Below are 14,604 nucleotides of genomic sequence, written 5' to 3'. Positions count from 1 at the left end.
CCGAATTTGGAGGTTAATTGTGGAAAAGGGGAACAGATAATTAGGAAGTTTTCTTATTTTATTACCGCCAACTTAAGTAAACTATTCCTATCCACAAACTTCACAGATCTAAGGTTGATTCAGTGTCTGATCTCAATTTGTTTCGCTATTACCAACGATTACTCTCGTTTAGCGTTGGTGATGAAACAAAAACCACGTTACAGGACATTGCCGACATCATGTTCACTTCTTCTCGGCATGCTCGTAGCCTGCTAACGCAGATGCAGCAGAAGGCGTGGTTGAGCTGGCACCCGAAAGCTGGGCGGAACCAACGATCGACTCTTATTCTGAATATGGAGTTAGACGTTTTAAAAGAGAGCTTGGCTCTTGAACGTATCAAGTTAGGCAAGTATGAAAAAGCACTGGCGATATTAGATGAAGACGAAATGGCATTTGGCCGTTTGTTAAAAACAACGTCTGGTGCTTCTGTTCAAGAAGGACAGCTCAATATTCAATTAACCTATAAGCGAATGTTTGAGCGCGTCGTTCCACATCAACTTCAGCGTAGCAGCGAACGTTTCTTATTAAGGCAAATCTATTGTTGCTTAGTTTCGAGTGATCACAATGGGAAAGTGCAACCAGAACTCGCACATCACTGGCGTTATGACGAAGACACCTACGAATGGACTTTCTACCTTCGTCCAGGTCTGACTTTTCATAATGGTAATTCCATTGATGCAGAAACAGTGGTTAGCTTGTTTGCAAAGTTGAGTTCACTACAGTACTACGAAAAAGAGTTGGCACATGTTGCTAACATTACTGCGCCAACGCCATTGAAAGTTGTTTTTAAGCTTAATCGAGCTGACTTGGGCTTTGCTGGACTTATTTCTGGAGTGAAATACGGCATTCAACCAGTAAGCCAAGTTAACGTAGCGAATAACAAGCTGGTGGTCGGAAGTGGCCCATTCTCTGTTGTCGAGCACAATGAAAGTCGTTTAAAACTGCAAGCATTTAATGGTTACTATGCATGTAGAGTTCTAACGGATTTGGTGACTATCTGGATTGTTAATGACGAGCAAATGGAGAACCCGTCATTGGCAGCAAATACGTTGCAAAGGGATGCTTCGCCCGAGGAGGATTTGTGTGGACACTATATGTCGACGCAAAACCGAGAAAACTCATCGGCGAGCAAGCGTAGTCGAATAGAAGATGGTTGCTTATTCGCCTTATTTAATCAGCACGCTAAGCACAAACTCTCTTTAGCGCAGCGCCGTTATATTAGTGAGCTAATTCAACCTGAGCACTTGGCCGAAGTGATGCGCCGCGAGAATATTGTATTTGGGAGTATACCCGCTTACAACCTGCTACCAGGTTGGAAGCCAGTGCTCCGTCCGTTCAGTGAGCCGCTTAAGTTACCTAAACACATTACGATAGCCGGATATAACTATACCGCGTTGCGTCGCTGTGCGCGGGCTATTTCTAATCGTTTGGTGAGTGTTGGCAGTAAAGTAGAAATTGTTATGTATTCCTATCGTGAGCTGAACGAGAAAGCTAAGAATGGTGAGCTAAATGAGACGATGGTCGTGACGAACATAAACCTAGATGATAATCGTCATGCCTCTGCGTTCACGAACTTCTTCAGCAACGCTGTGCTATTCCACACTTTGGGAGAAAAGAACGCAAAATGGTTAGATGAACAACTACAGAGAGTCAGATCTTTCGTTCCACTTGAGGACTACCTTAATGCATTGGAGCCAATTGCATCGACGCTGATCAGCGAGTATTGGATTGCACCCATGTTCCACCATACACAAACTTTGCGTTTCCAAGGTGTTTTAGAAGACGTCGCTCTTACTAACTGGGGTTGGCCAGATATTCGCTCGGTGTGGTCGGCGGATTAACTGCTTTAGTTATTGAGCAAAGTGCTGCTTCACAAATTCAATGAAGGCTCTGGTTTTCGCCGATTGATAGATAAGTTGTGGGTACACCAAGTACACCGCGTTGTGCTGGTGGTCGGTTTCTTCCGATAAAACCTGCACTAGACGGCCGTGCTCAACGTCTTGTTCGACAAAGTAACTTGCTAACCGAGCAATGCCATTGCCAGACAGGGCTGATTCTTTGAGTAAGCGGTTTTCATTGCTTGAAAGCCAACCTTGGGTTTGAACTGTTCCCGTTTTTAACGGCCACTCTTTTTGATGCAATGTGGTTAAGCATTGATGCTGTTTTAAATCTGCTAACGTCTCTGGCGTACCTTCTTCTTGCAGATACTGAGGAGAGGCAACCAGCCAGTGGTGGTAGTCCAAAAGGTGATGCGCAATCATATTCTCGGGCGGCGTTCTTGTTGCTCGAAACGCAAAGTCGACGCTGGTTTCCGTCAGATTAAACGCTTGATAGCTAGAAAGAATCTCGAACTCTATGTTTGGATGTAAAGCGCGAAACGCCACACACAAATCATGCAGCACCGCTTCGGCAAACATCTTGGGAGCAGTAAGACGAATCAGACCGTCTACTTGCTCAGATTGCTGACTTAAACTCTTTTCCATTTCCATTACGCGGCGTTTGAGATCTTCCGCTTGTGCAAAGATCGATTCACCTTCTGCCGTCAATCTCACGCTGCGTGTGGTTCGAACAATCAAAGGCGTGGCGAGTTCCGATTCCAATCGTTTGATTTGTTCCGACAGGTAACTTTTAGAGATACCAAGTTGCTCTGCTGCTCTAGAAAAGTTGAGTGTTTGAGCCACTTCAGCAAACAGCATCAGTTTTTCGATTCTCTTATAATCTGCCATCTTGATTGCTCGTCTTTATTGTTCGCTTTAATTGTTCGGTAGCGAGGATAATGAATTCGATTTTACGGTATTAAACTAATTTTTACGAACGGTAAGATGGTTCGAGTTAACTTAAGAAATTGAAAACGCAGAAATCGGAAAAGTGAGAATAACGATGAACAATCCAACACTACCGCTCGCCAAAACCTTACCTAACGTTAGCCGCTTGGTCTTCGGCTGTATGGGACTTGGAGGGGAGTGGAATCGCAACCCATTAACCGCCCAAGATGAAAACCAAGCTTATGCCGCTGTAGAGGCAGCATTAGAGGTTGGCATCAATCTCTTTGATCATGCGGATATCTACAAATTCGGTAAGGCAGAAGAAGTGTTTGGGTGCATCTTAGCCAATGACTCAACCTTACGAGAGCGAATTTATCTGCAATCCAAGTGCGGCATCCGTCTAGGAGATGAGCAAGGTGTTAAGCAGTATGACTTTTCTGCTAAATGGGTGATGGCTTCTGTTGAGGGCATTCTTGAGCGCCTTGGCGTGGAAAACCTTGATGTTTTGATGCTGCATCGTCCTGATCCTCTGGTTGAATTTGAAGAACTGGGCACAGCGCTCCAAGCACTGAAACAAGCTGGCAAAGTTAACCACTTCGGTGTTTCTAACATGAACAGTGCTCAAATTGATCTTCTTCAACAAGCAACGGGCGAAATTGTTGTGGCGAACCAGTTGGAAATGAGTCTGGCTAAGTCTGACTTCATCAAGCAAGGCATGGGGCTTCCTTCGTCTGCATCTGACTACGTTGCAGGAATACTGGAACATGCCCGTAAGCACAATATCCAACTGCAAGCGTGGGGCAGTATGGCGCAGGGAAGATTCTCAGAGCGTGGTTTACATTCTGATGATCACAACACCAGACAGACGGCGGAGATGGTAATGGCGCTAGCAGCTGAATATGGTGTGTCGTCTGAGGCGATTGTTTTAGCCTTCCTAACGCGTCACCCAAACCAAATTCAGCCTGTTATTGGTACTGCAAACCCACAGCGTATTCGCGCTTGTGCTCAAGTAGAGAACGTCACGCTATCACGTAGCCATTGGTATGGCTTGTTCGAGAAAACCCTTGGTCATGAGATCCCGTAGGAGAGAAAAATGAAATACGTACAAATTCAAACTCTGATTCAAACGGCATTGGAAATTGCGACTGCTTGCAAGCAAAACATTGCGGTTGCCGTGGTTGATACACATGGAGAATTGCTCGGTTTTGCCCGAATGGATGATGTGAGTGTGCAAGCAGGTTTGTTGGCACAGAACAAAGCTTACACCTCGGCTAGAGACCGCCAACCTAGCGGCAATCTGGGTGCTTGGGCTCGTGAGACGGGTAAGCAGTTGAGTTATTGGACTGACCCGAAGATCACAGGCTTTATGGGTGGTGTGCCTATAGAACAAGAGGGGAAAATCGTCGGTGCAATTGGCATTAGCGGTTTGGCTGAGCAAGATGATGAAGCACTGGCGATGGAAGTATTAAACGCGCGTTGAGTATAATGTTTATCAGTAGGTGTGATGCTTTGTCCAGCTTTGTACTCACTGTAGGGACTCAAGTTCACAGGCTTCGTCGAGTCACAGTGCTATCTAATAGCCTGAAGTAAGCAGAAGTTGAAATCGCGAACTATGATTAATTTATTTGAAAGCTTTGAGGCCTAAATATGTTTCATAAGGTATTCGTTTCGCTATTTTTTGTTCTCCTCTCAGGCTGTGGTACGAGTGACAGCGCGTTAAAAGAGAGCGGTTATGATGAAGCTTATATCCAAGGCTTTCATGACGGTCGGCATAGTGGTATGCAAGAGGCAGGGAATGATTTTGAACACTATATTAAGGACGAAACAAGGTATCAAACCGACTCAGATTATCGGCAAGGCTGGGATGCTGGTGAGGTAGAGGGTAACAAGTTACAAAAGCAGGCGACCGCGATAGGACAAGGCATGATTGATAATTCATATGAAGAACGTGATGTCTTTGATCCTGATAAAGTGGCAAAAGATGCAATAAAAGGCGTTGATACATCGGAATTGAAAAGCCTAGAGTAACGGACTGATATAAAGAATAAAACTCGTCATTTGACGAGTTTTTTTTGTCTAAATGATTCATGTTTCAACGCTCAACAGGGCATTCATCGTTTGGGTATGAGTAATGTCGTTAATCACCTTTCTTGTTCTTTTGTTCAAGGATTAACGATAACAGGCGAACGAGCAGGGACTGAGCTTCCGGTGAGAGCAATCGCGCCACGGCCGTTAAGTCATTTGCTGTGACATGCTGAACATCACGTACATCTAAAGCAATATCTAGGTCAGTCAAATGAAGCGAACGCAATATGGCACGATATTGTGAGAGTTTAAGATCGGACTCTCCGCGCTCGATCCTTTGATATGTTTTTACGCTCATTCCAGCGATGTTTGCCATTTGCTCACGGGAGAGGCCATTCGATTTTCGTCTTGCGATCAGTGCTTGAATTATAGGGTCTACCTGCATGTGCTCTCCTGAAAGGACAGTTTTGACCTAAACGGAGCAAGAAGTGGACCAGTTTAACCACCACATATTTACCTGCTTTGCAATCAGTATAAAAATAACTGTCTTATAAAAACGTAAATATTTTAGTCAGTTATTAACTCAATGGAAAAGTATCAATCATACAAATCAATAGAAACGAAAGCTTCTATTCGCAAAATGCAACGCATTTTAGATCATTTATTTAGTGAAATTGATCAGCAACATCGTGAGACTAAAGAGAATGTTGTGACACTGATTCAACAGTCACAACAGCGATTGATGAACTACAAAGAGCTTTACCTTCACAAAGAATCGATAAGTGAAGTAGAGCTGCGGATGGCGCATGAAAATATGAGTGAGACTGAGAAGCAGGTCGCCGATATGGGTATTCCAGTGTTAACTTATATCATTGGCGCTCTAGATAAAGCGTATTAACACAGTCGTAAAGTCGGGCGATACAAGATTTACGCAATTTCGATCAATTGATGACATCTAAAAGAAAGGATGCAAATGCTGGGGAACCACACCCAGCATTCGGACACTCATTTACCTATATTTTCGAGCCGTAAATCAGTGTTTAGAGGTATGTGAACCGAACAGTGTCGGTACGCAGCGAATAATAGCGATATTGTCCGATCTAGGCTACGTCCTTGGAATCTAACACCTTCACTTAAACTGTAAATTAATCTGTACACCCAGCCAAATTGAGCCATTGAGCACGTTCTTCCTTCTCTTTAAGCGATAAAAGACTAATTAGTGACGAAAAAAACAACACATCTTAGGTAAAAGATAAGAGTTGTTAAAATATATCGCTATAAGATTGACCTTTTTCTTTTCAATCGTCCTGCTTATGCCTTACAATCTTTTCGAACCAAATCCATTCATAACGAATGGGGTTGATGAATTAAGATGAACAATTTTGCTTCGAACCCAAAGTTGCGCACATTTCATCAACGATGACATCGCCAAAAACGACTCTCAAGTGTTCATGTGCAAATGATTAACCACCTTTTGTTGCGTGTTTTCTTAGCCATACAGGGCTCTTGTAACATAGTGCTCTTGTAACCAAATTTTGACTAAGTCGGAGCGTTTTGTTGTGTGCTTTAGATAAAGCACAACTGGTGAGGAATTAACGGATTGAATTTAGAGGTATTAACCGTGAACCTAAAACTTGTCGGCAGCTCCCTGATCGTTGCAGGTACTGCTCTTGGCGCTGGTATGCTTGCTATACCAATGGTGCTTGCTCAATTTGGCCTCCTTTGGGGCACTCTTCTTATGTTGTTCATCTGGGCTGGAACGACTTATGCTGCGCTGCTCCTTCTTGAAGCCAGTTGCAAAGTAGGTGGTGGTGTGAGCATGAATGCAATTGCTCGCGAAACGCTTGGTAAAGGAGGCCAGTTGGTAACCAACAGCTTGCTTTACGCCCTGTTAGTTTGTCTATTAATGGCTTACATCATTGGTGCGGGTGATCTGGTACAAAAAGTAACAGCCTCAATTGGGCTTCCAACATCCACGATCGCAAGCCAAGTCGGTTTTACTCTTTTAGTTGGTATCATTGTTTCGGCAGGTACAGGGGTAGTAGATAAGCTTAATCGCGGTTTGTTCCTAGGCATGATCGTAGCGCTGATCCTGACACTTTTTGCGCTTGCACCAAGCGTCTCGTTTGAAGGACTTGATGAGGTTGTGAGCGACGATAAAATGGCACTTATCAAAACCAGTTCGGTGCTTTTCACCAGTTTCGGTTTTATGGTCGTGATCCCATCGCTTGTAACTTACAACAAAGAAGCGAGTAAAACACAGCTGCGTAATATGATTATCGTGGGCTCAACTATTCCGCTTGTTTGTTACCTATTATGGTTGTTAGCGGTTGTCGGCAATCTACCACCTCATGAGCTTGTTCAATACTCCAACGTAACAGAGTTGATCTCGGTACTAGGTCAGCAATACGAGGGCTTAGAGTTCATCCTATCCATGTTTACTGGTTTGGCACTACTAACGTCGTTCTTAGGTGTTGCAATGGCGCTATACGATCAAAATGCAGACCTACTGAAAGCAAGTAAGCCAGTGATTTTTGTTACTACTTTTGTGCTACCACTATTAGGTGCTGTATTTGCGCCAGAACACTTCCTAGCTATTCTCAGCTACGCGGGGATTATTCTTGTGTTTCTCGCGGTCTTTGTCCCATTATCAATGACCATGAAAGTGCGCCGAGTGCCGGTAGAAGATGACAATATTTATGAAGCTGGTGGCGGCGCAATGGGAATGAGCATGATCTTCCTATTCGGCTGTTTCTTGCTGTTTGCCCAAGCAGTATAAAATCACGCTAGCTTATTTAAAAACTGAGCCGCTCGTATTCAAACGGGCGGCTTTTTTGTATTCATAGCCGAACCCAGGCCACTCAAAGTCATCAGCATTTGTGATGTTTGACGTTTCTCTGATAATCACGGTTAGCGCTGACTTTTTAGTAAAACTCCTTAGCGAAAGGCTGACATGTACAGTGATTCACCCTCCTATTATATCAATGTTGATATGAATAAGAGGCTCTGTTGTGTCAAAGCAATTATCTTTTGCCATGGTTGGCGTTATGTTGTCTTTAGGTGTGTTGAGTACAGAAGCGGTGGCTGACCCGAAGCATAAGCATGGACATCGGTACGGGTACGATCACCATCATGCGCATCACCACCATCATAAACACAAGCGCAAGCACAAGCATAAACACAAACATCGTGACGTTATTTATGTTGAGACCCGACGACCAAGGCGCAGTTACTATTACCATGACCGAATTCCTCGGAATAGTACCTACATAAAGATTGGAGATTTCACCTATCTAAAAGTGGACGACCGCTATTATCGTCGTTCTAATGATCGCTATATCCATGTCGAGTTCAATTAAACTTGAAAGGGCACATAGTCGGCGTTCTTGTAATGTTGAGCTTAATAGCAACAACATGGCACATGTAACATCGACCAATACTAGGGTAGAGGGTTAAAAACAAAAACAGCGAGCCGGTGCTCGCTGTTTTTGTTTAGATGAGTGTTAGACAGTAAATCTATTTAAGATTTGATCTTGTTTATGTACATCTTCTTGTTGCGCCTGCATCGCGTCGTTGGTTCGATTTGCCGATTCGGCGACTTGAGTCGATAGGTCTTTAATATTCACCGTATTGTTGTTGATCTCTTCAGCGACAAGGCTTTGCTCTTCCGCTGCTGAGGCAATTTGCAAGTTCATATCGGAAATACGCTGAATCGCGTCACGAATGCGTTGTAACGCACTATTTGCTAAACCCGCTTTTTCAACGGCCTCTATAGCACTACCTTTGCTTTGATGCATGGCATTTGCCACAGATGAAGCGCCAGATTGTAGTTGCTCAATCATAGTACGAATCTCTGTTGTCGACTCTTGAGTACGTTGTGCCAGTGTACGTACTTCATCTGCAACAACGGCGAAGCCTCGGCCAGATTCTCCCGCACGCGCAGCCTCGATTGCGGCATTCAACGCGAGTAAGTTCGTTTGGTCCGCAATATCGTTGATGACTTTTAGAATCGTTTCGATATTGGCGGTAGCAGATTCCAACACTTGTACTTCTTCGACTGCAAGGTCAATGCTATCGGAAAGCATGTTTATCGTTTGTGTAGATTCACCAACGATAGAAGACCCCTCAACCGTTGCTTGGTCGGCTTCTTTGGCTGCACTTGCCGCACCTTGCGCATTATTAGCAACCTCTGTCGCGGTGACAGACATCTCATGCATCGCGGTAGCAAGTTGTTCTAGCTCTTGCAGCTGAGTGTGAATTGCGCCTGCCGAGTCTTTTGCGCCCTCAGCGGTGATTTGAGTTCCGTTTAAAATTTGATCAGAAATACGTTTCGACTCAATGATTTGCTGTTGTAAGTTCTCCATGAACGTATTGAAGTTTGTGGCAAGCTCAGAAAACTCTTGGTCAGTATCTGTTTCGAGGCGTTGTGTAAGGTCGCCTTTCCCTGATGCTACATCTTTAATCGCATTGTTTAGCGTGTCCAAAGGACGCATGAGAGTGCGAATCAACAGAGTTAGGGCGATAATAGATGCAATCACGGCAATGATTGAATAAATAATAGCGTTGTTACGGAGCTCTCCTACGGCAGAATAGGCAACAGCTTCATCGATCACCGAACCTACGTACCAGTTCTCGCCAGGAATGTGAGTCAGGTTAACCATGTAGCGGTTGCCATCAATCTCAACATGTTGTGCTGATTGCGTAAGTTCGATTTGTGGGAGGTAGCTACCGACTTTCTCACCGTTGTATTTACTTTGAGGGTGAGCAATGGTTGTGCCATCAGCGGTGACCAGAAATAAGTAACCAGCATCAAACAGATTCACTTGGTTGACCAGATCTGAAAGGGTAGTTAATTCGAGGTCATAAAACATACCGGCTAAAAACTGGCCATTTTCTTTTACTGGCGTACCAACAGAGATGATAACGTTTTTCGAAGACGCATCGACGTACGGATCGGTTACGACCAAATCGCCTTTGCTCTTAGCTGCAATAAACCAAGGACGCTGACGTGGGTCGTAGTCTGGACCCGCATCCCAGCCGTCGTCATTTTCAATCACAAAGCCATTACTTTCATAACCAAAACCGATGGCAAGGAAGCTGCTTTTTGGCGTGGGTCTTTCAAGTATGTTTTGAACATAGCTATGTGAACTGGGGTCAAGCTCAATCACTTCAGTAATGGAGCGAGCGAGATCCTTCTTTGCATTCATTTCTGATTGCACAGTGTTACCAACACTGGTCAATATCTCGTTTACACTTGAGTCGATTTGCTCCTGAGTTTGGGAGCGGATGGTCATAACTTGTTGTGTCGACAATAACGACACGGTAATTAGCAGCAAAAATGAAGAGGCTGTGACAACCTTATGTCTGAATTTCATGAGCTTTCCTCTGATTCTCCCGGTTGGTTCCACTTTGCTTTCGCCTCTTTTAAACCGAGCGAATTGGGCATAAAGAGAAACCTATTGTGTTTGGTTATATTTTTATCGACATCTTTGTCAAAAACATGAACTCATTTGTCGTCTTTTTTAACTAAATTTAAACAAACCGACAATTTACGTTAAAACTTGTGAGTGTGATCATGTTTGCGATCTCAATTAATGAAATCGTCATAATGAAAAGAATTGCTTAACAAACAGTGGCATCAACTGGCTTTACAGGTGAGGTGATGAAAATTTTGTTGGTGCTGACAGGGTTTTGTTGAAGTTTTGTCTTTGTAAATTATGAGCTTTTTACTAAAAGCCTAATGTGGACGGAGTTTTAGGTATAAAAAAGGCCCCGACGATGCGGAGCCTTTGTTAATTGACGTCTCGATTTTAGAAAATAAGATGAGCAACGCCAGCAATCACAGGTAACGTGATTAACGTACGTAAAATGAAAATTACGAAGAGCTCTACAATGTTTACTGGAATTTTGCTGCCTAACAGTAGGGCACCTACTTCCGACATGTAGATAAGCTGAGTTACTGACATTGCTGCAATAACAAAACGTGTCATTTCGTTATCGATTGAGGCCGCTAAAATTGCTGGAATAAACATATCTGCAAAGCCAACAACGATTGTCTGTGATGCTGCAACAGCTTCAGGGACTTGCAGTAGCTCTAGGTATGGGATAAACGGTTGACCCAGAATTGCAAATACAGGCGTGTATTCTGCAATCACCAATGCGACGGTACCAAGACCCATAACTACAGGTAGTACGCCAAATACCATGTCGACTGCGTTGTGTACGCCTTCTTTAAATACAGACTGAACCGATGTGACTTGACCAGCACGCTTAAGAGCTAGATCCATACCCCAAGAGAATGTGGTGTGGCCTTCTGGCACTGCATCTGCGTCTTTATCTGGGTTGCTGCCGTCAATGTAGCGATCTTTCTTCAGACTAAGCGGAGGCAGGCGAGGAATGATAATCGCAGCTACGATACCAGCTAGACAGATAGCGCCGTAGAAAGGCAAAAATAAGTGCTCTAGTTTTACCTGAGCGATAACAACTAAGCTAAACGTGATCGATACTGCTGAGAAAGTGGTCCCGACAACAGCCGCTTCACGCTGAGTATAAAACTTATTTTCGTATTGCTTGCTGGTTAGCAAGATACCAACACTTCCGTCGCCTAACCAAGATGCCATACAGTCAATTGCACTGCGGCCAGGTAGGTTGAATACCGGACGCATTATTTTACTGAGTAACGCACCAAATAGCTCCAGAAGACCGAAGTTCAAAAGAAGCGGAAGCAGTAAACCCGCGAAAATGAAAACGGCAAACAGAGTAGGTAGGAGACCAGTAAGAACAAGCCCGCCAGTGTTCTCTTCCCAAATTGCTTTTGGACCCACTTGGAAAAACGTCATTAACACGGCAGCGCCGCCGATTAAACGAACAACGAGCCAAAGTGGAGATGGGTTGAAGAGACCGTTTAAAAAACCATTACGTAAAATTGCAGCTGGCTTAAAAATTTTGCAAAGAACAGAAGCAACGGCCATGAAAGCGATGATACTGGTGACGATAGCAATCAAGGTATCGCCTAACACCGCTGGGATGACTTTTGCCATCACGGCAACGGGAATGGTTAGGCCGCCATCGTAAGAGATCGGAGCCATAAAGAGTAGAAGACCAATTAGGGAAGGGATGAAAAACATCCAAAAGTTGCCCTTAGGAGCTTCAGTAGCATTAGTGGTGTTATGCATAGTTGTCTCGTGTTACTACTAGTCAATACTTGCCATTTCCATGACATAAATATTCACTAAACATCCGTATTTAATCACAGTTTTGCGGAGGGTACCCGCAAACTGCATCCATTGCAATACTATTCATTAAATACATCTAGTTATTCAGCCGATTTGTCGGGTAATTGGTCAAATAACGTCTAAGTGTATGCGAATATGTTGCTTGTGTTAGAAAATTGTAGCACGAGAGGCGAATTGCGCAGTGAATTATGGGGCGCATTGTGACTGGAATAATAAAATGGTAAACAAATGTGATTTTGATCTAACTAACTTCTTTGCCAGAAATTCAGTTAGCCTTATCTATTCTAAGGTTTTTAGTGGTGTCAAAATACCGTTCAGCGTTTCTTGTACCGTTGCAGTGTGAACCTATTGAGCCAAATCCGATTGAAGCATGTCGCTTCAATCGGATCGAAATTTTATGCTTTTTGTTGACGGCTAAGTATGTATAGGTAACTCCAGTAAATCAGAGCCGTAGAAAAAGCCAATATTGCTGGGAAAACCAGCGTATATAAACCATATACCATAAATAGAGCCCCTCCCGCGACGCCGCCAAACAAAAAGCCAAAGAAAATGAATAGGAATAATTTTGCTTTACGTCGGTCAAATTGACGACCTCTCAAGCTCTCTCCAATCATAATCCCTAGATCGGTGATGATTCCGGTCATATGTGTGGTTCTGACTACTGCGCCGCTAAACGTGGTGATCATGGCGTTTTGTAATCCACATGCTGCTGATGCTAGATATTGGCCGTACAAATCCCCTTGCACCAAAAAGCCCAAGCTGAGTAAGAGCAAGCTCCCTTCTATGCACAGTGCAACACCATATCTTCGCCCTAGTTTTAACGCACTGCTTTCAATAAAAAAGCCGCTAAAGGCAGCGCCAATCAAAAAGCTAAATACGATGAAGAGCAGGTGAATGGAGCTATCCACACCTGTTAGCAAGCTGTTCCCTAGCTGAGTTACGGTTCCCGAAAGATGAGTTATCGCTTGGTGTTGAAAGCCGAGAAGACCAACGGCGTTGACGCAGCCCGCGAGAAGAGCTAGTAGAAACGCGCCATATTCCACCCAACGAGGAAGTCTGGAAATCACAATAAACCCCCACCAAATATTAGGAGCCGATTATAGCGCTCACACCGAGTTACGAAACCCTTTACAGTAAAACTCGATTGATCATTCTCAAAAAAATCTCACTTATAGGGCGGTTGTCCGAGCCAAAGTAAATACGTGAACGCGGATTGCTCGCTAGCAGATGTGTTCCGTTGTGCATTCGAAACTCACCCACCCGTGTTTCATTTGTTCATAGACTGAAACGGTAGGTTGGTGGAACTCTTTATCGGTAAATAGACCGACGGGAATGATCATGATTTCTGGGTATGCAGCAACGAACAACCTCATTGTCGTGCCGCAGGATGGACAAAAGTCATACTGAACCTCACTGCCATCATCGCCAATTCGGGTATAGCTAGTGACTTCACCGTTTAAAGTGACATGCTCTTTTTCAAAGCGAGCTTGTACCCCAAAAACACTGCCAGTTCGTTTTTGGCATTCGAAGCAATGGCAGACAGACGTGTGGGTGGGCTCTCCCTTACAACGGATCTCAACTAAACCGCAGGCGCACTCGCATGTATGAATGGTTTTTGTCATCGTGATTACCTATTTGTCCCAATACACCAATAGACCTAGAGCACAGAGCTTATGTCACTGGCTCGTTATGAGCTCTGGACTTGAAACTATTTGGATACAATCAGTTTAGTTTAATTTTGAAACACTTGAAGAGGTGAAATCATTTGGGTATACAATGGTATACTCGCTTTTCGTTTATACCTTGAAACAAGGAAGTCTTCATGACTCACAAAAAAATCCTGCCGATACCACTTATTCTACTTATTCCAATCGTTTTATTGGTTGTGGTTGTGATCGCGGGTGTTTATCGCTTTAGTTTGTCTGATGACGAGATCATGGCTAAGTTTCCTCAAACAGAAGTAGAAACGAACGTTATTGTGCAAGAGACGCTTGGTATCACTGCACGTAATCCTTGGACGATCCAAGTCCCCGAGCAGGGTGCGGTCACTTTTCTTGATGAGTGGGATAAAGAAAACGGCTATTTGATAGGTGGCTATGATGCAGGTGCGACGAAAGGTCAGGTACTTGTTCCAACTGCGTCGATTAGCCAGCGTGAGATTGAAGGTGTTTCATGGGTTGTTGCACCGATGATTGTAACGACACAAGGTAGCGGTTCGTTTAACTATGTTGGCTTGTTCAAGTTTGACCCCGTGCCGAGCCGAGTTGTCCTTTTAGACAGTATTTTTGTTGGTGACCGCGTGAAATTTACTCAGCTCGAATGGAAAAGTGATACAACTATCATGCTTTCATATTTAGCGCACGGTGACGATCAAGCAATGGCAGACACGCCAAATCAATTCAATTCATCCACATTACAGCGTGTAGGGAATAACTTACATATGCAACAGTGATGAATTTTTTTGAGTTCTGTAAAAATTCAGTATTTTCTGCGCTAGATCTCGAAATTTCCTAGTGATTTCTTATTCGGGAATGCATAAG

14 protein-coding genes are annotated in these 14,604 nt (G+C 43.9%); 8 read left to right on the top strand and 6 right to left on the bottom strand.

Annotation, left to right across the window (positions count from 1 at the left end; all coding sequences use genetic code 11):
• Positions 1-122 precede the first annotated feature (122 nt).
• Positions 123-1,880, top strand: coding sequence for an SgrR family transcriptional regulator (locus tag R7D93_RS01315; RefSeq protein ID WP_225496315.1), 1,758 nt, complete (start codon positions 123-125; stop codon positions 1,878-1,880).
• Positions 1,881-1,889: 9 nt separating this feature from the next.
• Here the strand turns inward: R7D93_RS01315 and R7D93_RS01310 are convergent, their stop codons facing one another.
• Positions 1,890-2,765 carry a LysR family transcriptional regulator gene (locus R7D93_RS01310; RefSeq protein WP_225496313.1) on the bottom strand — a complete coding sequence of 292 codons (876 nt, stop codon included), beginning with the start codon at positions 2,763-2,765 and terminating at the stop codon, positions 1,890-1,892.
• 154 nt (positions 2,766-2,919) lie between these two features.
• Between R7D93_RS01310 and R7D93_RS01305 the strand changes: the two genes are divergently transcribed.
• The 3 genes from R7D93_RS01305 (at position 2,920) to R7D93_RS01295 (ending at position 4,832) form a co-directional block, all read left to right on the top strand.
• Complete coding sequence (locus R7D93_RS01305; protein WP_225496311.1) at positions 2,920-3,888, top strand: aldo/keto reductase family oxidoreductase; 969 nt, start codon at positions 2,920-2,922, stop codon at positions 3,886-3,888.
• A gap of 9 nt (positions 3,889-3,897) precedes the next feature.
• Positions 3,898-4,284: a GlcG/HbpS family heme-binding protein gene (locus R7D93_RS01300; protein WP_225496310.1), complete on the top strand. Its 387-nt coding sequence runs from the start codon at positions 3,898-3,900 to the stop codon at positions 4,282-4,284.
• A 167-nt stretch (positions 4,285-4,451) separates the two neighbouring features.
• Positions 4,452-4,832 carry a hypothetical protein gene (locus R7D93_RS01295; protein ID WP_005375467.1) on the top strand — a complete coding sequence of 127 codons (381 nt, stop codon included), beginning with the start codon at positions 4,452-4,454 and terminating at the stop codon, positions 4,830-4,832.
• Between the two features lie 109 nt (positions 4,833-4,941).
• On the opposite strand, the gene R7D93_RS01290 is transcribed toward R7D93_RS01295, so the two are convergent.
• On the bottom strand, positions 4,942-5,274 hold the full coding sequence (locus tag R7D93_RS01290; RefSeq protein WP_005375470.1) for a helix-turn-helix transcriptional regulator: 333 nt from the start codon (positions 5,272-5,274) through the stop codon (positions 4,942-4,944).
• Positions 5,275-5,415: 141 nt separating this feature from the next.
• Between R7D93_RS01290 and R7D93_RS01285 the strand changes: the two genes are divergently transcribed.
• From R7D93_RS01285 to R7D93_RS01275, 3 genes are all read left to right on the top strand, one after another.
• The gene (locus tag R7D93_RS01285) at positions 5,416-5,727 is read left to right on the top strand and encodes a hypothetical protein (protein ID WP_005375472.1); all 312 of its coding nucleotides are present in this window, start codon (positions 5,416-5,418) and stop codon (positions 5,725-5,727) included.
• A 723-nt stretch (positions 5,728-6,450) separates the two neighbouring features.
• On the top strand, positions 6,451-7,608 hold the full coding sequence (locus R7D93_RS01280; protein WP_005385167.1) for an amino acid permease: 1,158 nt from the start codon (positions 6,451-6,453) through the stop codon (positions 7,606-7,608).
• Between the two features lie 232 nt (positions 7,609-7,840).
• Positions 7,841-8,188: a hypothetical protein gene (locus R7D93_RS01275; RefSeq protein WP_206952739.1), complete on the top strand. Its 348-nt coding sequence runs from the start codon at positions 7,841-7,843 to the stop codon at positions 8,186-8,188.
• A 144-nt stretch (positions 8,189-8,332) separates the two neighbouring features.
• Here the strand turns inward: R7D93_RS01275 and R7D93_RS01270 are convergent, their stop codons facing one another.
• From R7D93_RS01270 to R7D93_RS01255, 4 genes are all read right to left on the bottom strand, one after another.
• On the bottom strand, positions 8,333-10,204 hold the full coding sequence (locus R7D93_RS01270) for a methyl-accepting chemotaxis protein (RefSeq protein ID WP_017821611.1): 1,872 nt from the start codon (positions 10,202-10,204) through the stop codon (positions 8,333-8,335).
• A gap of 435 nt (positions 10,205-10,639) precedes the next feature.
• Positions 10,640-12,004 carry a YjiH family protein gene (locus R7D93_RS01265; RefSeq protein ID WP_017635848.1) on the bottom strand — a complete coding sequence of 455 codons (1,365 nt, stop codon included), beginning with the start codon at positions 12,002-12,004 and terminating at the stop codon, positions 10,640-10,642.
• Positions 12,005-12,459: 455 nt separating this feature from the next.
• Positions 12,460-13,131: a YoaK family protein gene (locus R7D93_RS01260; protein ID WP_225496299.1), complete on the bottom strand. Its 672-nt coding sequence runs from the start codon at positions 13,129-13,131 to the stop codon at positions 12,460-12,462.
• A 153-nt stretch (positions 13,132-13,284) separates the two neighbouring features.
• Positions 13,285-13,686 carry a GFA family protein gene (locus R7D93_RS01255; protein ID WP_025768472.1) on the bottom strand — a complete coding sequence of 134 codons (402 nt, stop codon included), beginning with the start codon at positions 13,684-13,686 and terminating at the stop codon, positions 13,285-13,287.
• 200 nt (positions 13,687-13,886) lie between these two features.
• On the opposite strand from R7D93_RS01255, the gene R7D93_RS01250 reads away from it, so the two are divergent.
• Entirely contained in the window at positions 13,887-14,516 is a 630-nt protein-coding gene (locus R7D93_RS01250; protein ID WP_225496297.1) for a hypothetical protein, read from the top strand.
• Positions 14,517-14,604: the final 88 nt, after the last annotated feature.

It is taken from the genome of Vibrio sp. YT-15, assembly GCF_033337445.1.
Classification (GTDB): domain Bacteria; phylum Pseudomonadota; class Gammaproteobacteria; order Enterobacterales; family Vibrionaceae; genus Vibrio; species Vibrio alginolyticus.
The sequence above is the reverse complement of the archived record's forward strand: the minus strand, read 5'-3'. Positions and strand labels throughout refer to the sequence as shown.